Raw genomic sequence first — 20,376 nt, 5'->3', positions numbered from 1 at the left:
CGACAGTCTCGATAAACCGTACGCCTATACCGTCAGACCTCTTCGGGCAGCTCTCCGACCCGGTTCTCCCACTTCGTGGAGAGCACGATCGTGGTGCGGGTCCTGGAGACCCCCTTCGTCCCGCTGAGCCGCCGGATGGTCTTCTCCAGGCCGTCCACGTCGGGTGCCCGCACCTTGAGCATGAACGAGTCCTCGCCCGCGATGAACCAGCAGTCCTCGATCTCGCTGAGGTCCTTCAGCCGGCGCGCCACGTCCTCGTGGTCTGCGGCGTCGGAGAGCGAGATGCCGATCAGGGCGATCACGCCGAGACCGAGGGAGGCCGAGTCGACGGTCGCGCGGTAACCGGTGATGACCCCGGCCGCCTCCAGCCGGTTGATGCGGTCGGTGACACTGGGTCCCGACAGGCCGACGAGGCGCCCCAGCTCCGCGTAGGAGGCCCGGCCGTTCTCTCTCAGGGCCTGGATGAGCTGCCTGTCCACCGCGTCCATGCGATCGATTGCCTTCCGATTCGTACCAGTGAATAGATGAGGTGCCGTACGTCAGGTGGCGGTGCGGGAACCCCCGAGGTCGCCCTTCCACCGCCGGTACAGCCCGTGCGGGACGCCCGCCGAGTCCAGCACCCGACCGGCGACGAAGTCCACCAGGTCCTGGATGTGGGTGGCCCCGGCGTAGAACCCGGGCGAGGCGGGCACCACGGCCGCGCCCAGGTCGTCCAGGGTCACGAGGTGCCGCAGCGTCTGCCCGTTCAACGGCGTCTCGCGTACGGCGACCACCAGCTTGCGCCCCTCTTTCAGGGTCACGCTGGCCGCCCGCTGCAACAGGTCCTTGCTCAGCCCGAGGGCGATCCCGGCGACACACGCGGTGGACGCGGGCACGACGATCATCCCCTTCGCGGGGTACGACCCCGAGGACGGCCCCGCCGCGAGGTCGCCCGCGCTCCAGTGCCGTACCGCGTCGATGGCGGGCTGGAAGGTGCCGGGCTTGCCGTCGGCGCCGCGGGCCAGCCATTCCCGCAGGTCGTCCTGCCAGTGCGCGTCCCGGTAGGAGATCCCCGTCTCGTCCAGGAGCGTCAGCCGGGACGCGCGGGACACCACGAGGTCGACGCTCTCGCCGGCGTCGAGGAGCGCACGCAGGACGGCGGCCGCGTATGGGGTGCCGGAAGCGCCGGACACCCCTACGATCCAAGGCGTACGCGGCGTCTCTCCTGGCTTGACTGGGTTCACGACACCGAGCCTAGCTGGCGTCGCGGGGCGGGAACCGGCCAAGGGTGCCGGTGCGTTCTTCGGTGGGGACGAGTCAGTCGTGGGGGTGCCATGTCCGGTGCGGAGTTGGAGTGGTCGCAGGGCGACCGCGCGAAGGCCGCGGCCAAGCTGATGGTGGGCTGGGTCGCGCTGTTGTGGCTGCTCGAAGTGGTGGACGTGATCAGCGGCCACGCCCTCGACAGCCTGGGGATCGTCCCGCGTGAGCCGTCCGAGCTGATCGACGTCGTCCCGGCCGCGTTCATCCACTTCGGCTTCGCGCATGTCGCCGCGAACAGCGTGCCGTTGCTGGTGTTCGGCTTTCTCGCCGCGCTGGGCGGCATCCGGCGGTTCGCCGCGATCAGCGCGCTGATCATCGTCGCGGACGGCCTCGGGGTGTGGCTCATGTCCCCGGCCCACACGAACACGGCGGGCGCGTCGGGCCTGATCTTCGGCCTCTTCGGCTTCCTGCTGGTGAGCGGTTTCGCGGAGCGCCGGCCGCTGGGCATCGTCGTAGGCCTGCTGATCGGCGCGGTGTGGGGTGGCTCGATCCTCTTCGGGCTCGCACCGACCCAGTCCGGCGTGAGCTGGCAGGCCCACCTGATCGGGCTGATGGCGGGGGTGGGCGCGGCGTTCGCGTTCCGCCGCGCGCCCACTCCGCGGACTTCGCTCACCGCCGCCTAGACGGTGAGCCGGGTCCCTCGGACGGCGAGCCGGGACTCTCAGACGGTCAGCCCGCGTACCAGCAGGTCCAGCAGCGCGCACACGAACAGTGCGATGCCGATGAACCCGTTGACGCTGAAGAACGCCCGGTTGAGGCGGGACAGGTCGTGGGGCCGGACGATCGAGTGCTCGTACACGAACGCGCCCGCGACGATGAGCAGGCCGAACCAGAAGAAGGCACCGGCGCCGGTCGCCGCGCCGTACCAGGCGAGCAGCGCGGTCGTGATCGTGTGGCAGACGCGGGCGCCCCAGATGGACGCCGGGATGCCGAAGCGGGCCGGCACCGACATGACGCCGATCTCGCGGTCGGTCTCGATGTCCTGGCAGGCGTAGATCAGATCGAAGCCGCCGATCCAGATGCCGACGGCGAGACCGAGGATCACCGCGTCCCAGGACCACTCGCCGGAGATCGCCAGCCAGCCGCCGACCGGGCCCATGGCCTGGGCGAGACCGAGGATGGCCTGCGGGAAGTTCGTGAACCGCTTGCCGTAGGGATAGACCACCATCGGGATCACCGCGATGGGCGCCAGCGCCAGGCAGAGCGGGTTGAGGAGCGCCGCCGAGCCCAGGAAGACGACGAGGGCGACGAGCGCGCCCGTCCACGCGTGCTTCACCGACATCGCGCCGGTGACCAGTTCGCGGTGCGCGGTGCGCGGGTTACGGGCGTCGATCTCGCGGTCGATGATCCGGTTGACCGCCATCGCGAAGGTCCGCAGGCCCACCATGCAGATGGTGACCAGCAGCAGCCGTCCCCAGTGGATGTTCTTGTCCCACTGGAACATCGCGGTCAGCGCCGCGATGTAGGCGAAGGGCAGGGCGAAGACGGAGTGCTCGATCATGACGAGACGTAGGAACGCCTTGGTGCGCCCCGGCTGCGGGATCGCGGCTGATGCGCTGCTCACGAAAGTCCGTACTCCTTCCACCGGCGGTCGACCTTCGCCGCCGTCTCCGGGTCGGACAGCACCATCTCGGGCCAGCCGCCGTCCCGCGTGTAGCCCTCCTCGGGCCACTTCCTCGTCGCGTCGATCCCCGCCTTGCCGCCCCAGAACTGCTGGTAGGAGGCGTGGTCGAGATGATCGACGGGTCCTTCCACGACCGAGAGGTCGCGGGCGTAGTCCGTGTTGCCGAGGGCCCGCCACGCGACCTCGTGCAGATCGTGGACGTCGCAGTCGGAGTCGACGACCACGATCAGCTTGGTCAGGGACATCATGTGCGCACCCCAGACCGCGTGCATCACCTTCTGGGCGTGCTTCGGGTACTTCTTGTCGATGGAGACGATCGCGCAGTTGTGGAAGCCGCCCGCTTCGGGCAGGTGGTAGTCCACGATGTCCGGCACGATGATCTTGAGCAGCGGCAGGAAGAACCGCTCCGTCGCCCGTCCCAGGGGTCCGTCCTCCGTCGGAGGCCGGCCTACGACGATCGACTGGAGCAACGGCCGCTTCCGCATCGTCACGCAGTCGATGGTCAGCGCGGGGAAGGGTTCCTGCGGGGTGTAGAACCCGGTGTGGTCGCCGAACGGCCCCTCCGGCAGCATCTCGCCGGGCTCCAGCCACCCCTCGATGACGACCTCGGCCTGCGCCGGCACCTGCAGCGGCACGGTCTTGCAGTCGACCATCTCGATCCGCCTGCCCGCGATGAACCCGGCGAAGAGGTACTCGTCGATGTCACCGGGCAGGGGCGCGGTGGAGGCGTAGGTCACGGCGGGCGGACATCCGAAGGCGATGGCGACCGGCAGCCGCTCCCCGCGCCTCGCGGCGACCTGGTAGTGGTTCCGGCTGTCCTTGTGGATCTGCCAGTGCATGCCGATGGTGCGCTTGTCGTGGCGCTGGAGGCGGTAGAGCCCGAGATTGCGGATCCCGCTCTCCGGGTCCTTGGTGTGCGTGAGCCCGAGGTTGAAGAAGGACCCGCCGTCCTGCGGCCAGGTGAAGAGCGCGGGCAGCATGTCGAGGTCGACGTCGTCGCCCGTGAGCACCACCTCCTGCACCGGTGCTTCCTTGACCTTCTTCGGCGGTACGTGGGTCATCGAGCCGAGCTTCCCGAAGGCGTCCCGGACGCCCACGAAGCCCTGCGGCAGCTCGGGCCGCAGCAGCCCGCCGATCTTGTCGGAGATGTCGCCGTACGACTTCAGCCCCAGCGCCTTCAGCAGCCGCCGGTCGGTCCCGAAGACGTTCATGGCGAGGGGCATCGAGGACCCCTTCACCTTCTCGAAGAGGAGCGCGGGTCCACCGGTCTTCTGGACCCGGTCGACGATCTCCCCGACCTCCAGATAGGGGTCCACCTCGGCCTTGATGCGCTTGAGGTCTCCCTCGCGCTCCAGTGCCCTGAGCAGGGAGCGAAGATCGTCGTAAGCCATGTGTCCAAGTATCGGTCACCCGCTAACCTGGCCCCGTCACCGGGGCCGTCCCAGCACTCAGGAGAATCTCGCCGCCATGCTCAGGTATCTGCCGTTCCTGCTGGTCCTGGCTCTGTGGATCTACGCCTTCGTGGACTGCCTGAACACGCCCGAGGAGGATGTGCGGGGCATGCCGAAGCTGGCGTGGGTGTTCGTGATCCTGCTCTTCGGCGAGGTGCTCGTCGGCCCGGTCGCGTGGCTGATCGCGGGCCGGGCGCGCCGCACCGGCGCCGAGGCGGCGGCCGCGCCGGGTCAGTGGATCGCGCCGGACGACAACCCCGAGTTCCTGAAGTCCCTGAACAAGGACGACCTCAAGGACGACCCCAAGGCGGAGTGACGCGGGGCGACACGTGCAGGTTGTACGCCGGTGAGCGCCCCGAAGCGGACAATGCGCCTCTGGGCCCGGACCGGCAGGAACCGGACACTTACCTCGCATGACGACTGCTCCCGCCGACTCCGCCGGCACCCTCGCCCCCGCATACGGTGACAAGGTCATCGCCGTCGAGACGGCCGGCGCCGAGCCCATCCCCGACGCCGAACGCCACGGCAGCCCGCTCCAGTTGCTCTGGACCTGGGCCTCCCCGAACATCGAGTTCGCGACCGTCTACATCGGCGTGATCTCGGTCCTCTTCTTCGGCCTGTCGTTCTGGCAGGCGACCGCGGCGATCGTCCTGGGCACGGCCCTCGGCGCGATCACGCAGGGCTTCCTCTCCCTGGACGGCCCGCGCTTCGGCGTCCCGCAGATGGTCATCGGCCGCTTCTCCTTCGGCTTCCGCGGCAACATCGTCCCCTCGGCGGCCAACGGCCTGGTGGCGGGCGTCGGTTGGTTCGCGGTGAACAGCGTGAGCGCGGCCTTCGCACTCAACACCCTGACGGGCCTACGCCCTCTCCCGTCCCTGCTGCTGGTCGTGGTCGCCGAGATCCTGATCGGCTTCATAGGCCACAACTTCGTGCACACCTTCGAGAAGTACGCGTTCCCGGCGCTGGCCCTGATCTTCCTGCTGGCCGGGGTGTGGACGTTCAAGGACGCGCACCTCGGCGGGGGCGGCACGGGCGGCGGAGTGGGCGGCTTCCTGCTGGCGTTCAGCGCGGCGTGGGGTTACGCGGCGGGCTGGAACCCGTACGCCACGGACTACGCGCGCTATCTCCCCCGTACGGCGAACAAGGTCAGGACGGTGCTGTACCCGGCGCTTGGCCTGTTCGTGTCGGTGACGTTCGTGGCGGTGATGGGAGCGGCCTCGGCAACGCTGATCGCCCCCAAGGACGCGACCCCCACGGCGGCCTTCACCGGCCATCTCCCGTCCTGGCTCGGCAACTTGGTCCTGATCGCGATCATCCTGGGCGCCGTCTCCGCCAACGCCCTGAACGTCTACTCCGGCGCGATCTCCCTCACCGCGCTCGGCCTGAAACTCCCCGCGTGGCTCAACCGCGGCGTCCTGGTGGTGGTCTCGGGCGTGGCCGGTACGGCGGCGGCCTGGGCGTCCCTGTCCGACGCGGGTTCGGCGTACGAGGCGTTCCTGCTGGTGATCGCGTACTGGGTGGCGCCGTGGCTGGGCGTGGTGCTGGTGGAGCGCTGGTTCCAGTCGAGGTCCACGACCACAACAGCGGACCTGGCCCCCCGCCTGACCGACCCCGTCTTCACCAACTGGCCGGGCCTGGCAGCCCTGTTGATCGGCATCGCGATCTCGGTCCCCCTCTTCTCCAACCAGGAGGACTACGTCGGCTACGTCCCGGAACACTGGCCGTCCTTCGGCGACAGCACGCCGATCGTGGGCTTCGTACTGAGCGCGGTGCTGTACGTGACGTTCACCCGCATCGCGGGCCGGACCTCGACGCCGGCGTCGGCTCAGGCCGGGGCCTGACGACCGTAGAACCCGACGGTCCGGTCCCACTCCTCCCGCAGCCGCTTCTCCATGAAGCCCTCCAGCAGGCCGCCGACGCCGAAGACCTTCGCCTCGTAGGTGAGTTCAAGGCCGAGGCGGCTTCGGGTGCCGCCGGCGTCCTCGGCCCGCAGGCTCCCCTCGTGACGGATCTTGTCGGCGAGGCTGCTCGGCGTGACCCGCCAGGTCCACAACCGGTCGGCCTTCTCGAAGGTGCCGTCCTCGATCTCGCCGAAGGTCCCGCCGAACAACTTGGCCACCGGCTCGGGCAGTTGGACCCCCCGCTGGAACCGGGTGCGCCGCACGACCCGCTCCTCGCTCTCCCGCTGCGCCACCATGTCGTAGCTCCTGTACGTCAACTCGCCCTTGTACAGGTCGTCTTCACGCACCGGGGCGAAGAACCACCCGAAGAACTCCTCGGGAGCCCCGGCCACCTCACAACTCAGCGAGAACTTCATATACGCAAAGTATCAGTACGACCACTCGCTGTAATCACTCTTCAACGTACGCCGGACCACCCGAAGTTGACGCCCGGAGCAGCGGGCGCCCGGGTCAGGAGGGCGGCGGGGGTGCGGCGAGGACGCAGAACTCGTGGCCCTCCGGGTCGGACAGGCACGTCCACGGGGCGTCGCCCTGGCCGAGGTCGAGGTCGGTCGCGCCGAGCGCGCGCAGCCTCTCCGCCTCGGCCGCCTTGTCGTCGGCCGGGTAGGGCAACAGGTCCAGGTGGACGCGGTCCGGGGCGGTCTTCGGGGTCGGTACGCGGAGGAACTCCAGGTACGGGCCGACACCCTGGGCGGAGCGCAACGACGCCTGGTCCGGGGTCAGTTCGAGCAGGGTCCAGTGCGTCGCCCCGGTCCAGAAGCGTGCCATCGCCCCCGGGTCCACGCAGTCGACGACCACCGCGGCGATCGGACCGGTGTCGCGGTAGATCTCCCGGGGTTCCAGGACGCAGAACTCGTTGCCCTCCGGGTCGGCGAGGACGGTCCACGGGACGTCGCCCTGGCCCACGTCGGCCGGCGTCGCGCCGAGGGAGCGCAGGCGGGCGACCAGCTCCGCCTGATGAGCCGCGGAGGTGGTGGCGAGGTCGAGGTGGAGGCGGTTCTTGGCCGGTGTCTTGGGGTGCGGGACGGGGACGACGTCGATGCCCAGGCCGACCGGCTCCGGCCAGACGCGGCCGCCCGCGGGGCCCGCGTATGTCGTCACGCCCGGGCTGAAGGCGGTCCAGCCGAGGGCCTCCGCCCAGAACCGGCCCACCGCCGGGGCGTCGACGGCCTTGATGTTCACCTGGACGGGACGCAGTGCCATGCCGGCGATCCTATGCGCGGCCCGCGCGGGCCGCCGGGCCCGGCCGGCGTCAAGTCCGGACCGCCGGACACGGACACATCCGACCTTCGTCCGTGAACACCGGGACGCCGCGCCGCTGTTGCACTCCGCCAGGACCGACCAGCGGAACATGAGACCCGACGTGACGGCGAGCGAAGGGGCCTACGCCACCGTCCTCAGACCCCGCACCTGCGCCGCTCCCGTCCCCCGCACCACCCGGTGCGCGCACGCCGCCGCCAGCAGCTCGCCCAGCAGGTCCGGGTCGTCTATCTCCAGGCCGAGGAGGGACTCGATGCGTTCCAGGCGCTGGTAGAGGGACTGGCGGCCGATGTGCAGCAGGGCCGCCGTCCGCGTCGGCGAGCAGCCGTGCCGTAGATGGACTTCGAGGGTGCGGACGAGGTCGCTGGGGTGGGCCGCCTCCCAGGACAGGAGGGGGCCCAGGGCGTGCTGGACCAGGCGGGCGAGGCGGTCGCGGTTGGTGTCGATGCCGCCGCGCGTCAGCTCGCGTTCCAGGGCCAGGGAGCGCGCCGAGGTCACCAACGGGCCCTCGGGGGCGGCCGGTTCGGCCGCCGGGACGGTCAGCGCCAGCTCCAGTGTCGTACGGGCCGCCCGCAAGGTGTCGCTCCAGCGCAGCCACCCGCTGCCCGCCTCGACCGCGTGCCCCACCGCGACCGTCAGGCCGGGGTCGGCGGCCGTACGGAAGGCCTCCTGGACGGTGCGGACGGGGTCGCCGGAGACGGATGCCGGGAGCGCGAGCAGGGCCAGGACGTCGGCCGGGAACGCCGCCCGCAGGACGCTCGCGCCGCCGAGCAGTCGTACCGCCCGGTCCACGGCCGTCAGTTCCCGCGCGCCGTGGACGGAGACGCCGATCAGACGGGCGCCGGGGCCGGGGTGGAAGCCGGCCAGGGCGGACCTCGCCTCGACCTCCGGCTGGTTCAGTGCGGCGCGGTCCGCGAGGTCGGCCAGGAGGGCGGCCGTGTGGTCGTCGCCCCACGGGCGGACCACCGAACGGCCGGACAGGCCGCGGGCCACGATCGCCCGGTTGGCCGCCTCGGTGATGCGTACGAAGGGGACGACCCGGTGCAGGGCCAGCAGGGGCAGGTTCAGGCGGCGGGCCTCGTCCGTGACCTCGGGCGGCATGGTCGGCAGGGAGCGGCCGATCTCCACCGCCAGGCCGGACGCGCCCCGGGCCGCCAGCTCGCGGACGTAGCGGCGGCGGATCTCGGCGTCGGTGTCGGTGAGGCCGAAGCCGTTGGTGAGGAGGAGTTCGCCGCCGTCGAGGAAGTTCGCGCCCTCGTAGACCTCGCTGGAGTGGACCCAGCGCACGGGGCGGTCGAGGGCGCTCTCCCCGGCGAGGAGTTCGGGCTCGGTGGCGCGGACCGGGTCGAGGGCCAGGACCTCACGGAGGGTGAGTGCGGGCACGGGAACCTCCAGGGGCGCTGACAGTTCGTCCGGCTAAGGGTTGCGGGGAGAGTACTTTCCGCACGTTGCCCTGGTGTTTCGGCCACTGGAGAGTGGGAGCCATGAACCGCATCGATCAGGCACAGGCACGGACCTGGCTCGCCACCGCCGTCGCGGAGGCCCGCGCCGGGCTCGCCGAGGGCGGCATCCCGATCGGCGCCGCGCTCTACGGCGCCGACGGCACCCTGCTGGGGCGCGGCCACAACCGGCGCGTCCAGGACGACGACCCCTCGATGCACGCGGAGACGGCCGCGTTCCGGTCGGCGGGGCGGCAGCGGTCGTACCGGGGCACGACGATGGTGACGACCCTCTCCCCCTGCTGGTACTGCTCCGGGCTGGTGCGGCAGTTCGGCATCTCGCGGGTCGTCGTCGGCGAGGCCGCCACCTTCCACGGCGGCCACGACTGGCTCGCCGGGCACGGCGTGGAGATCGTCCTCCTCGACGACCCCGAATGCACCTCTCTGATGCGCGACTTCATCAAGAACAACCCGGAACTGTGGAACGAGGACATCGGTGACTGAGCCCCAGACCCAGAGCGAGCCCCGCATCCCGACCATCGATCTCGGGCCCTGGATCTCCGGTGACGAGCGGACGCGGCAGGACATCGCCCGTACCGTCGACGACGCCCTGCAGACCGCCGGGTTCCTGCTCGTCACCGGGCACGGGGTCGCCCCGGGTCTGCGGTCCCGGATCCGGGAGGCCTCCCGCGCTTTCTTCCGGCTTCCCGCCGAGGTGAAGGCGGCCTACTCCGCCAAGGTCGGTGGGCGGGGGTGGCTCGGGCCCGGGGCCGAGGCCAACGGGTATGCGGAGGGGACCGAGACGCCGCCCGATCTGAAGGAGTCGCTGACCTTCGCCACGCACCGGCCCTTCGAGGACCCGGTGGTCAACGCGGAGTGGTACGCGCCCAACGTGTGGCCGGCGGAGATCCCCGGGCTCCGGGCGCTCTGCGAGGAGTACCTCGACCGGATGGGCGAGCTGGAGAAGCAGCTGCTGGCGCTGCTCGGGGTCGCGCTCGGGGTCGAACCCGACTTCTTCTCACGGCACATGGACCATCCGACCTACGGCTTCAACATCAACTGGTACCCGGGCGTCGAGGTCGTCGGGGAGCCGGAGCCGGGGCAGTTCCGGATCGGGCCGCACACCGACTTCGGGACGGTGACGATCCTCGACCGGCAGGCCGGGAAGGGCGGACTGCAGGTCTTCACCGATGAGGGCGGCTGGGAGGACGCGCCGTTCGATCCCGCGGCGTTCACCATCAACATCGGCGATCTGATGGCCCGTTGGACCGGCGACCGGTGGCGGTCCGGACGGCACCGGGTGCTGCCGCCGCCCGCCGACTCGCCCGCCGAGGAGCTGATGTCGCTCGTGTACTTCGGCGAGTGTACCCCGGGCACGCTCGTCGAGTCGGTGCCCGCGCCCGTCGGACGCGTGGCCTACGACGCCGTCGACTCGCATGTCTACCTGCGGGAGAAGCTGGACTCGATCACCGTCGACTGACGGCCGGCGCCTTCACCTGTCACCTATGTCCACTGTTCCGATATTTTCGTAACCCAACGGACACCACGCGATCTAGTACGAAACAACTCCCCCTATTTACCCTGGTGTTGATAGACAGGGTGCCGGACGACCGCTCAGGGGGAGATGCGGTGGGAAGAGGGCTGCATGGACGCGCGGCGCTGTTCGAGGCACAGCCGCCCGGTCTCGCCTCGCGCCTGACCGGCCTGCGCCCGTACGAGCTGCTCACCTCGCCGTACGAACACCCGGAACCGCCCTTCGTGGTGCTCGCGGGCGCGCGCGGACTCGGCAAGAGCATGGCGCTGGCCGAGCTGCGGACCGCGTACCGCGGGCACACACCGGTCGCGCTGATCGACTGCGAGGCCGACCGGCTGGCCCGGCTGCCGGACGGGCGGCCCGCCGCGACCTGGTCGCCGGTGTGGCAGGCGCTGGAGACCGTCGCGGAGCAGTTGCGGGAGCCGGTGGTGCGGGGCGCGGGGAACATCGACTTCCCGCGGCTGGAAGCCGGACTCCTCGCCGTGTGCGCGACCGGCTGGGGCTCGCGGGACGAGGACAGCGCCCGCGAGGAGGCCCGCCGCATCCTGCTGCTGAGCGACCCGGCGCGACGCTGGGCGACGATCGCGCAGGGCTGGGCCGGCAAGGTCGCGTCCCGGCTGATCGCCAATCTGTCGGGTACGGGGCCGGTGGGCCAGGCCGTCATCGAGGCGACCCTGGACACCCTCTTCGACCTGGTGTGGACGCCGAACGGGCTGCTGAAGGCGGGCGCCGACTGGTACAGCGCCTATCCGGGTGCGAGCGGTGACGCCAAGCGCGGGCTGATCGAGATCGCCCGGGACTTCCGCGCCGACGGCACCTCCCGCGCGGACGCCGAACGCTGGCTGCTGCGCGCCCTGCTGGCCGATCTGACGGACACCTACCGGCGCCGGTGGGAGCGGATGCGCCGGGTCGGACGGCCGCTCGTGCTGGTCGACAACGTGCAGTCGGGTCCCGGTCCCGGGCTGATGAAGGCCGTACTGAAGGAGCGTGCCGACGGCACCGGGGACCAGGTGGTGTTCATCGCCGGGCTGCGCGGTCACCGCCATCCCGATCTGCCGGACGCCGTACGGCATCCGCTGCCGGAGGTGGCGCGGGCGAGCGGGTGGGTGCCGGGGGCCTCGCCGTCGTCGCGGGCGCTGGTGGTGACCTTGCCGCCGCTGACGCCGGAGGAGGCGCGGCGCGTCATCGCCGACGTGTGCGTCACGGACGACGCCGCGCGGGTCGAGGTGCCGCCCCAACTGCCGTACGCCATCCACCGATTGACGGCCGGCAGCCCGCTGGGGGCGGCGGTGCTGGGACAGGCCGTACGGCAGAACCGGCCCGTGGGCGCGGTCAGTCCGGGCGAGCTGCTGACCGCCGGGCTGAAGCCTGACGGGGACGCGGAGCACGAACAGCGGCCCGTGTACCGGGAGTTGCTCGACCGGTTGGTGCCGCCCGGGCTCGCGGAGGAGCTGGCCGTCCTCGCCACCGCGCACGACGGCGACTCGGCACGGGCACTGGCCGAGGCCCGGCTCGGGGACAGTTTCGGGGCGGCCGGGGTGAACCGGCTGCGCACCCAGCTCACCGCGGAGGGATTGCCCCCGGCCGAGGGCTACTTCGTCGGCGACCCCTTCCTGCGCACCCTGCTCCTGCTCCGCCTGCACCTCGACGACGCCGACCACGGCCGCTGGCGTGCCGTGCACCGCTCCCTGCTCACGCACTACGAGGGCCTGCCCGGCAACCCCGACACCCCGGCCCGCGCCCGCTACCGGCTGCACCACGAACTCGCCCTGGGCGACACGGCGGACGCGGTCGCGTACCTGCGGAACACCTTCCGCGCCATCACGCCGTACGCGTGGCTGGAGACGCTGCTGTTCGTCACCGCCGCGCCCTACTACCACGCGCACGATCCGCACGGCCGGGACATCGGCGCGCCCGGCGACCACCGCAAGGCGGTCGCGCTGGCCCGCACGGACGCCGCCGAGGAGCCCCCGGAGGGCGTGGACGCGGCGCTTCATCTGACGGTACGGCGGCTGCTGCACGCGGTGTGGCAGGTGACGGATCCGCTGGTGCTGCCGGACGCGGAGGTCGCGGGCCGGATGCACTTCGATCTGGAGCAGCTGTCGAACATCTGGCCCGCGGGCAGCGAACCGCTGTGGCGGGCCGCCCAGCAGTGGCCCGAACAGGCCCTGGCCGGGCGCCCGTTGGGGGTGCCGGGCGGCGACGACCGGGACGGGGGTCCGCGATGAGGCCATGGCTGCGTGAAGTGGTCCAGCGGATCAGGACCATCCCGATCTACCGCTACACGGCCCTCGTGGTCGCCGCCGCGCTGGTCTTCGGGCTCGTCGTGCTGACCCGTGCGCTGCTGCACGACGACCGCTCGTGCGCGGCCGGGGTGGCGCGGCCCGAGGACAGCGGTGAGTGCGTGGGGGTGTCGACCTCCGCGTTCGACTTCGGGCAGCGGCAGTTCGCCGACACCATCAGCGCGGTGGCCCGCGAGAACAGCAAGCTGAAGCCGGGCACGTATGTCACCGTCGCGCTCTTCGAGCCGTTCACCGCGACCGACGCCGACACCATGAACGACGTACGGCACGAGCTGCAGGGCGCCTATCTCGCGCAGTACCACTCCAACCACGACGACAACGGCGAGACCCCGCGCATCCGGCTCGTCCTCGCCAACCCCGGCGCCTCGGGCGCCTATTGGGAGCGGACGGTCGACCGGATAGTGAGGATGACGACGACGTCCGACCGGCTGCGCGCGGTCACCGGCATAGGGACCAGCACCGACAACAACAAGAAGGCCGTGGCGAAGCTGACCCGGCTCGGCGTCCCCGTGATCGGCACCTCCATCACCGCCGACGACCTCGCCAACGGGCAGCGGGGCAAGGACCCTTACCCCGGCCTGGCCCGCGTCGCCCCCACCAACACGGACGAGGCGCGCGCCCTCGCGTCCTTCGCCAAGGTGACGGCGGACCGGGCGCTGCTGGTCTACGACAAGCCCGGCGACCCGTACACGAAGACGCTCCAACAGGCCTTCTCCACGCTGCTGAAGGGCTCGCCGTACGGCTCGTGGCCGTTCACCCCGCCCGCCGACCGCAGCCAGGAGGGCAGCACGCCCAACACCTTCCGGCAGATCACCGACCTGATCTGCGACACGGACACCAGGCTGGACACCGTGTTCTTCGCCGGACGGCACACCCAACTCCGGCAGTTCATCAACGCGTTGGGCCGGCGCGGCTGCCAGTCCCGTTCGTTCACGGTGCTCACCGGCGACGAGGGCTCGTACCTCACCGGCGACAGGAAGCTCGACCGCAGCGCCCTCCAGCACGGCGTCGCCGTCCGCTACACCTCTCTCGCCCACCCGGACGCGTGGGTCGAAAAGCCTCCGGCCACAGGTGGTTCGGCACAGGGCACCAAGGAGCTCGACCAGCTGCTGACCGCCGCGAAGACCCGCAAGGTCGGCCCGATCGGCGCGGTCTCCCTCGACGACGGCCAGGCGATCATCGCCTACGACGCGATGCGCCTCGCCGTCCACGGCGTCCGCGAGGCCACCCCCGACCAGCAGAAGATCCCGCCGCTGGCCGACGTCGGCCTCCAATGGCCGCAGGTGAAGGGCTCGTTGCGGGTGAACGGCGTGAGCGGCTGGATCTGCCTGGACGTCCACGGCAACCCGTACGACAAGGCCGTACCGATCGTGGAACTCACCCCGCAGGGCGGCTCCCGCTTCGTGAAGATCGCCTGGCCGGAGGACAGGCCGCCCTCGAAGAAATGCCTGCCTCCGGCCTGAACACCCTTGTCCGCTACGGCCGTTCGCCCGCCTTGTCGACGACGGCCCGGCGCAGGACGGCCGTGTTCGCCGTGACCGTGCCCTTCTTCACCCCGGCGTTGTCCTTGGTGGCCACCTCGCGTTCGCCCAGGAACTCGTGGGTCTTCGCGTCGAAGATCCACTCGTCCCGGAGGGGGTTGTCGGGGTCGGTGCGGGCGATGGCGACACCCGGGCGCCCGGCGGCGTCCCGCACGCCCTCGACCGTCGTCACCCCGGGGATCCGGGCCACCGCACGGAACAGCGCCGCGCTCTGCTTCGGCGGCACGATCGCGTCGCGGAGGAGATCGCCGACCAGCACGAACATCGCCTGGTTCTTCTCCTGGCCGCTGTACTTCGGGGCGGTCCCGGCGAGGTACGCGTACATCGCGTCGGCGTCGGTGGGCAGCGTCTTCACGTGGTTGTAGAAGGACGAGACCTCCCAGCCGACCTTGCCCGGCTTCACGTCCGGCGGGACGGAGTGCGCCCCGAGGCCCGCCTCCCGCACCATGCCGGTGTGCAGACCGTCCACCGACATCCACACCTCCTGCCGGTGCGGCGGATCGACCTGTGTCCTCATCCCCTCCCCTGAGTGCGTGTACGACACCCGGCTCTCCACGTACACGAACTGGTCGTCGCGGACGGTGCCGTAGGACTTCTCGTGCTCGGCCGCCAGCGCGATGTCCTCCAGGAGCGCGACGGTCGACCTGCTCGGCGGGCGCGTGGGCGTACCCGGGTCGGAGGACGGCAGGACCACGAAGGTGACGGCGGCGGCGGTGGCGACGGCCGCGGCGGCGAGCGCGGGGCGCAGCCACTTCCTCGGCCGGTCAGCCGGCGCGGCGTCTTCGTGCCGGATCTCGGTCATCAGATGCTCCTTGAGGAGTCGGTGACGGCCCGGCGGAAGGTCTCTCTCGGGGAGTTCCGGGAGCTGGTTCATCGCTTGTCCTCCCTCAGGGGCCCGACCGCACTGCCGCGGTCACCTTTCATCTGTCCGTCCCCCAGGGGGAGTTCCCTACTTTTGACATGTTTCGCGAGCTTTGCGCGCGCCCGCGAGAGGCGTGACCGTACGGTGCCCACGGGCACCCCGAGCGCCTCTGCGGCGGCCCGGTAGTCGAGGCCGGACCACACGCACAGGGCGAGGACCTCGCGCTCGGCGCGGCGCAGGGTGGTCAACGCGGTGCGGACGAGGGCGAGTTCGGCGGTGTCGTCGAGGCGGGCGGCGACCTCGTCGGCGAAATCCCGCTCGGCCTCGTCCCGGGGCAGCCGGGACACGGCCGCCGCGTGCCTTCGGGCGGCGCGGCGGGTGTTGCGCGTGACGTTGGTGGCGATGCCCAGCAGCCAGGGCCGCGGCGAGCCGCCCTCCTCGTCGAGTCTGCCGCGCAGCCGCCAGGCGTCCAGGAAGGTCAGCGACACGATGTCCTCGGCCTGCGCCCAGTCCCCCGTGAGCCGGAAGGCGTGGTTGTAGACGGAGCGTGCATACGCGTCGAAGAGCTCACCGAAGGCGTCGTGGTCCCCCGCGCGGATCCGTCTCCTCAGTTGCAGATTCGTCTCCACACCCCTCTACCTGTCCGTACGGCGAAGGCCGGTTCCGGTGACCCACGTCACACGGAACCGGCCTTGGCCGTACGGGAGTTGCGGCTTACACGCCGGCGTAGGAGTGCTTGCCGCCGACGAAGATGTTGACGCCGTAGTAGTTGAACAGCCAGCAGCCGAAGGCGATCAGGGCCAGGTAGGCGGCCTTGCGGCCCTTCCAGCCTGCGGTGGCGCGGGCGTGCAGGTAGCAGGCGTAGGCGACCCAGGTGATGAACGCCCAGGTCTCCTTCGGGTCCCAGCCCCAGTAGCGGCCCCACGCGGACTCGGCCCAGATCGCGCCCGCGATGATCGTGAACGTCCACAGCGGGAAGACGGCCGCGTTGACGCGGTAGGAGAACTTGTCGAGGCTCGCCGAGGCGGGCAGCCGCTCCATCACGGAGGTGGCGAAGGCGCCGGGCCGGCCGCCGTTGGCCAGCTTGTTCTCGTAGCTGTCCTTGAAGAGGTAGAGCAGCGTGCCGACGGCGCCGACGTAGAAGACCGCGCCGCAGATGATCGCCGTCGAGACGTGGATGTACAGCCAGTACGAGTGGAGCGCGGGAACCAATTGATCGCTGGCGGTGTACAAGACAGTGACGGCGATGCCGAGATCGAGGAGGACCGTCGTGACCAGGAACAGGCCGAGCCAGCGCACGTTCTTCTTGAGCAGCAGCAGCGTGAGGTACACACCGACGGCGACCGTGGAGAAGGTGATGTTGAACTCGTACATGTTGCCCCAGGGCGCCCGCTCCACCGAGGCCGCGCGGGCGATGACGCCGCTCAGCTCCACGAGGAACGCGAGCACCGTCAGGGACACGGCGATACGGCCGTAGAGGTCGCCCTGCTCGTCGCCGCCGTGCGCGCCGGGACCGTCCGGGACGTCGCGCGAGCCGGACGCGGCGCGGACGACGACCTTCGGCCGCTCCAGGACGGCGGTGCCGCCGGCGTTCTGCACGGTGACGGCGGGCGCGGCCGCCTTCTTCGCGGCGGTGCCGGTCAGCGCGGCGGCCGTGCGGCCGATCTTGCTGCGGCTGCCGAAGGTCCATTCGGCGATGTACGCCAAGAAGGCCAGGGTGTAGACGGCCATCGCGGAGTAGATCAGCGTGTTGCTGAGGTTGGCCAGGTGCTCGTTGGTGGCAGCGGCCAGATTGGTCACGGAGGCGAATTCGGTTGCGGCGGCGAGAGTCACTTCTCAGCCCCTTCGGCGGGTACGGGCGGTTCGACGCCGGAGTCGGAGTCGTGGGTGTCGGCGTCGGAGGCGGGGGTCTTCGGGTCGTCGTCGGACGTCGGGTCGTCGTCGGTCTTCGTGGGGGCCCGGTCGTGCACGAGCGCGGCCAGGTCGCCGAGTTCCTCGGGGAGTTTCGCGGACTCGCTGCGGCCGAGCCCGGCCATCTCGACGACGGTGACACCGTCGTCGCCGGTCCTCGCCCGCACCCAGACGCGGCGGCGCTGGATGAACAGGGAGCCGGCCAGACCGACGATCGCGGTGAGCGCGCCGGCCAGGGCCCAGGTGGTGCCGGGCTGCTGGACGACCTGGAAGCCCGCCCACTCCTTGACCTGCTTGTCGAAGGTGATCGACCCGGCGCCGTTCGGCAGCTTCATCGTCTCGCCGGGCAGCAGCTGGGACTTGAGGATGGCGCCCTTGGCGGTCTTGAACTGCTTCAGGTTCTTGGTGTCCAGCTGGTACACGTTCTGCGGGATGCCCGAGTTGACGCCCAGGTCACCGTGGTAGCCGGTCACGTTGAGCACCGGGTAGTCGAGCCCGGGGTACTGGGAGAACATCGTGCCGCTGCCCTTGGCGTAGGTCGGCACGAACAGGGCCGCGAAGCCGAGCTGTTCGGCGACGCCCTGGGCGTTCTTGTAGCCGTCGAGGACCTTGATCGCGCCCTGCGAGGTGACGTTGGAGTCGATCGGCAGCATCGGCACGGCCTGGTGGAAGACCACGTTGCCCTTGCCGTCCCGGACCGTGACGACCGGGGCGTAGCCGTGACTGACGAGGTAGACCTTCGAGTCGCCGATCTCCAGCGGCTCGTTGACCTTGATGGTGTGCTTCTCCGCCTTGCCGTAGGCGCCGAGGCTGTAGGTGATGTCGGCCTGGTAGGTGCGCGGGGTGCCGCGGTTGGGGCCGGTGCGCTCGTAGGTGCCGACGAAGTTCTTCAGATTGAAGCTGAAGGGCACGAGGTCGTCGTCGCTGAAGAGGTTCCCGGACTTGAAGTCGTCGTACTGGGTGAGGGTGTTGGAGAAGCCGTCGCCCTCGACGACCAGCTTGTCGCCCTCGGACTTGAAGAGCTGGCCCCAGGCGAAGGCGATCAGCATCACGATCAGCGCGAGGTGGAAGAGCAGGTTGCCGGTCTCGCGGAGGTAGCCCTTCTCGGCGGCGACGGCGTCCCCGGCGATGTGGGCGCGGAAGCGGCGCTTCTTCAGGGTGGCGAGGGCGACCTCGCGGACCTGCTCGGGCTCGGCGACGGTGCGCCACGTGGCGTACGCGGGAAGCCTGTTGAGGCGCTTGGGGGCGCCCGGCGGGCGGCCGCGGAGCTGGCCGACGAACTGCCAGGTGCGCGGGATGATGCAGCCGATGAGGGAGACGAACAGCAGGACGTAGATCGCGCCGAACCAGGCGGAGCCGTAGACGTGGAAGAGGCCGAGCTTCTGGTAGATCGGGCCGAGCGTCTTGTGCGCGTCCTGGAACTCGGAGACCTTCAGCGCGTCGGTGCCGGACTGCGGGATCAGCGAGCCGGGGACCGCGCCGAGCGACAGCAGGAACAGCAGCATCAGCGCGACGCGCATCGAGGTCAGCTGGCGCCAGAACCAGCGCGCCCAGCCGAGCACCTCACGACCGGTCCAGACGAGCCAGCCGGTCGGGCCGGGGGCGCGGTTGCCGCCGAAGGAGCCCGGCATGGCCCTCTCGACGGGTGCCGTGGAGAGCTGGGAGCCGGCGGCGCCGAGGTCCTGGTCGTCGGCGGAGGAGTCGGCCCGGGGCGTCTCGGCCGGCGAGTCGGCGGTCGTCTTGCTCATCGATCAGATCCCTACAGTGAAGCCGTCGGACCAGCCCTGCATGTCCTGCACCAGCGCGTCCCAGGCACCGGTGAGCAGCAGCACGCCGGTCACGATCATCATGGTGCCGCCCACGCGCATCACCCAGACGTAGTGGCGCTTGACCCAGCCGAAGGCTCCGAGGGCCTTGCGGAACGCGACCGCGGTGAGGACGAAGGGGACACCCAGGCCGAGACAGTACGCGACGGTCAGTATGGCGCCTCGACCGGCACTCGACTGGTCCATCGAGAGAGCCTGCACGGACGCGAGGGTCGGACCGATGCACGGGGTCCAGCCGATCCCGAAGAGCGCGCCGAGCAGCGGTGCCCCTATGAGCCCGGTCGTCGGCCGCCTGTGGAAGCGGAACTCACGCTGGGTCAGCCAGGGCATCATCCCCATGAAGAACACGCCCATGAGGATCATGAGCACGCCCAGCACCTTGGTCAGGACGCCCTTGTTCTCCTGGAGCGTCTGCCCGAAGAAGCCGAACAGGGCCCCGCCGGAGACGAACACGACGGTGAAGCCCAGGACGAAGAGGGAAGCGCCCGCGACCATCCGGCCGCGCCGGGCGTCGCCGAGGTCGGTGCCGGTGACTCCCGTGACGTAGGAGAGGTAGCCGGGGACGAGCGGCAGGACGCACGGGGAGAAGAAGGAGACGAGTCCGCCGAGGACCGCGATCGGCAGCGCGAGCAGCAAAGCTCCGCTGCGGACGGTGGTGTTGGGGTCGGTGACCGCCGCAAGCAGCACGTCAGCTCACTTCTCCGCGATGACCGGGTCGAGCATCTCGCGGAGCTTGTCCTCGCTGAGTGCCTGGAGTGCGCGGGCCGCGATCCTGCCGTCCCGGTCGATGACGATCGTGGAGGGGATGGCCTGCGGGTTGAGGGTGCCCTTCTTGAAGCGGAGCATCAGCCGGCCCGTCGGGTCGTAGAGACTCGGGTACGGGACGGCGTACTTCTTCTCGAAGGCGACGGCCGGTCCGGTGCTGGTGTCGCGGGTGTTGAGGCCGACGAACTGGACGTCCTTGCCCGAGGTGGCCTTGGCGACCTGGACGAGGTTGTCCGCCTCGGCGCGGCACGGGGAGCACCAGGAGCCCCACACGTTGACGACGAGGACCTTGCCCTTGTAGTCGGCGGTGTCGAGCGTCTTGCCGTCGATGGTCTTGCCGGACAGGTCGGGGGCGGCCTGGCGGTCGCCCTTCTTGACGGTCGCGATGCCGTCGGAGCCGGTGATGAAGTTGGTGTTGCCCGAGCCTCCGGAGGTGCCTCCGGAGCTGCACGCGGACAGCACCAACGCGGCGACGGCGACACCGGCGGTCGACAGGACGGCGCGGCTACGGGCGCGACTGGCGGCACTCATGTGAAAAGTTTCGCATGCCCGTTCTGAGGATCTTGCGCGCCCCCCTCAACGGCGTACGGCGGGCGGAAA

At 70.6% G+C, this 20,376-nt stretch carries 20 protein-coding genes; 7 read left to right on the top strand and 13 right to left on the bottom strand.

What is annotated here, in order from left to right; genetic code table 11:
• Positions 1-32: 32 nt before the first annotated feature.
• On the bottom strand, positions 33-488 hold the full coding sequence (locus tag OHT77_RS25990) for an Lrp/AsnC family transcriptional regulator (RefSeq protein WP_328830872.1): 456 nt from the start codon (positions 486-488) through the stop codon (positions 33-35).
• 51 nt (positions 489-539) lie between these two features.
• Complete coding sequence (locus OHT77_RS25985) at positions 540-1,223, bottom strand: UbiX family flavin prenyltransferase (protein ID WP_328830871.1); 684 nt, start codon at positions 1,221-1,223, stop codon at positions 540-542.
• 90 nt (positions 1,224-1,313) lie between these two features.
• On the opposite strand from OHT77_RS25985, the gene OHT77_RS25980 reads away from it, so the two are divergent.
• Positions 1,314-1,922 carry a rhomboid family intramembrane serine protease gene (locus OHT77_RS25980; RefSeq protein WP_328830869.1) on the top strand — a complete coding sequence of 203 codons (609 nt, stop codon included), beginning with the start codon at positions 1,314-1,316 and terminating at the stop codon, positions 1,920-1,922.
• 38 nt (positions 1,923-1,960) lie between these two features.
• Here OHT77_RS25980 and mqnP read toward each other — a convergent pair whose 3' ends face one another.
• Positions 1,961-2,863 (bottom strand): menaquinone biosynthesis prenyltransferase MqnP, encoded by a 903-nt coding sequence (gene mqnP / locus OHT77_RS25975; RefSeq protein WP_328830868.1) that lies wholly within the window; start codon positions 2,861-2,863, stop codon positions 1,961-1,963.
• Positions 2,860-4,314, bottom strand: coding sequence for a menaquinone biosynthesis decarboxylase (locus OHT77_RS25970; RefSeq protein WP_328830867.1), 1,455 nt, complete (start codon positions 4,312-4,314; stop codon positions 2,860-2,862). The genes mqnP and OHT77_RS25970 overlap by 4 nt, the downstream gene beginning before the upstream one ends.
• Before the next feature lie 76 nt (positions 4,315-4,390).
• On the opposite strand from OHT77_RS25970, the gene OHT77_RS25965 reads away from it, so the two are divergent.
• Both OHT77_RS25965 and OHT77_RS25960 read left to right on the top strand, forming a co-directional pair.
• On the top strand, positions 4,391-4,690 hold the full coding sequence (locus OHT77_RS25965; RefSeq protein ID WP_328830866.1) for a PLD nuclease N-terminal domain-containing protein: 300 nt from the start codon (positions 4,391-4,393) through the stop codon (positions 4,688-4,690).
• A 97-nt stretch (positions 4,691-4,787) separates the two neighbouring features.
• Complete coding sequence (locus tag OHT77_RS25960; RefSeq protein ID WP_328830865.1) at positions 4,788-6,215, top strand: purine-cytosine permease family protein; 1,428 nt, start codon at positions 4,788-4,790, stop codon at positions 6,213-6,215.
• Here the strand turns inward: OHT77_RS25960 and OHT77_RS25955 are convergent.
• The 3 genes from OHT77_RS25955 to OHT77_RS25945 form a co-directional block, all read right to left on the bottom strand.
• Positions 6,200-6,691 carry a DUF2505 family protein gene (locus OHT77_RS25955; RefSeq protein WP_328830864.1) on the bottom strand — a complete coding sequence of 164 codons (492 nt, stop codon included), beginning with the start codon at positions 6,689-6,691 and terminating at the stop codon, positions 6,200-6,202. The two genes, OHT77_RS25960 and OHT77_RS25955, sit on opposite strands and share 16 nt — an antisense overlap.
• A 94-nt stretch (positions 6,692-6,785) precedes the next feature.
• Positions 6,786-7,538, bottom strand: coding sequence for a VOC family protein (locus OHT77_RS25950; RefSeq protein ID WP_328830863.1), 753 nt, complete (start codon positions 7,536-7,538; stop codon positions 6,786-6,788).
• Positions 7,539-7,718: 180 nt separating this feature from the next.
• Positions 7,719-8,978: a PucR family transcriptional regulator gene (locus OHT77_RS25945; protein WP_328830862.1), complete on the bottom strand. Its 1,260-nt coding sequence runs from the start codon at positions 8,976-8,978 to the stop codon at positions 7,719-7,721.
• A gap of 101 nt (positions 8,979-9,079) precedes the next feature.
• Between OHT77_RS25945 and OHT77_RS25940 the strand changes: the two genes are divergently transcribed.
• The 4 genes from OHT77_RS25940 (at position 9,080) to OHT77_RS25925 (ending at position 14,334) form a co-directional block, all read left to right on the top strand.
• The gene (locus OHT77_RS25940) at positions 9,080-9,538 is read left to right on the top strand and encodes a nucleoside deaminase (protein ID WP_328830861.1); all 459 of its coding nucleotides are present in this window, start codon (positions 9,080-9,082) and stop codon (positions 9,536-9,538) included.
• A complete protein-coding gene (locus OHT77_RS25935) occupies positions 9,531-10,514 on the top strand; it encodes an isopenicillin N synthase family dioxygenase (RefSeq protein ID WP_328830860.1) in 984 nt (327 codons plus the stop codon). Before OHT77_RS25940 ends, OHT77_RS25935 begins: the two co-directional genes overlap by 8 nt.
• A gap of 149 nt (positions 10,515-10,663) precedes the next feature.
• Positions 10,664-12,796, top strand: a complete 2,133-nt coding sequence (locus OHT77_RS25930) for a hypothetical protein (RefSeq protein ID WP_328830859.1) — start codon at positions 10,664-10,666, stop codon at positions 12,794-12,796.
• Positions 12,793-14,334 carry a hypothetical protein gene (locus tag OHT77_RS25925; protein ID WP_328830858.1) on the top strand — a complete coding sequence of 514 codons (1,542 nt, stop codon included), beginning with the start codon at positions 12,793-12,795 and terminating at the stop codon, positions 14,332-14,334. The genes OHT77_RS25930 and OHT77_RS25925 overlap by 4 nt, the downstream gene beginning before the upstream one ends.
• 13 nt (positions 14,335-14,347) lie before the next feature.
• Here the strand turns inward: OHT77_RS25925 and OHT77_RS25920 are convergent, their stop codons facing one another.
• From OHT77_RS25920 to OHT77_RS25895, 6 genes are all read right to left on the bottom strand, one after another.
• A complete protein-coding gene (locus OHT77_RS25920) occupies positions 14,348-15,286 on the bottom strand; it encodes a CU044_5270 family protein (protein WP_328830857.1) in 939 nt (312 codons plus the stop codon).
• Positions 15,283-15,903 (bottom strand): RNA polymerase sigma factor, encoded by a 621-nt coding sequence (locus OHT77_RS25915; protein WP_328830856.1) that lies wholly within the window; start codon positions 15,901-15,903, stop codon positions 15,283-15,285. Before OHT77_RS25915 ends, OHT77_RS25920 begins: the two co-directional genes overlap by 4 nt.
• A gap of 85 nt (positions 15,904-15,988) precedes the next feature.
• The gene (ccsB, locus tag OHT77_RS25910) at positions 15,989-17,107 is read right to left on the bottom strand and encodes a c-type cytochrome biogenesis protein CcsB (protein ID WP_328830855.1); all 1,119 of its coding nucleotides are present in this window, start codon (positions 17,105-17,107) and stop codon (positions 15,989-15,991) included.
• A complete protein-coding gene (gene resB, locus OHT77_RS25905) occupies positions 17,104-18,933 on the bottom strand; it encodes a cytochrome c biogenesis protein ResB (RefSeq protein WP_328830854.1) in 1,830 nt (609 codons plus the stop codon). The genes ccsB and resB overlap by 4 nt, the downstream gene beginning before the upstream one ends.
• 3 nt (positions 18,934-18,936) lie before the next feature.
• Positions 18,937-19,698 (bottom strand): cytochrome c biogenesis CcdA family protein, encoded by a 762-nt coding sequence (locus tag OHT77_RS25900; protein ID WP_328830853.1) that lies wholly within the window; start codon positions 19,696-19,698, stop codon positions 18,937-18,939.
• Between the two features lie 6 nt (positions 19,699-19,704).
• Positions 19,705-20,307 (bottom strand): TlpA family protein disulfide reductase, encoded by a 603-nt coding sequence (locus OHT77_RS25895; protein WP_266769620.1) that lies wholly within the window; start codon positions 20,305-20,307, stop codon positions 19,705-19,707.
• Positions 20,308-20,376: the final 69 nt, after the last annotated feature.

It is taken from the genome of Streptomyces sp. NBC_00252 (genome assembly GCF_036187565.1).
In the GTDB taxonomy this organism is placed as follows: Bacteria; Actinomycetota; Actinomycetes; order Streptomycetales; family Streptomycetaceae; genus Streptomyces.
This window is presented reverse-complemented; position numbering and strand designations above follow the sequence as displayed.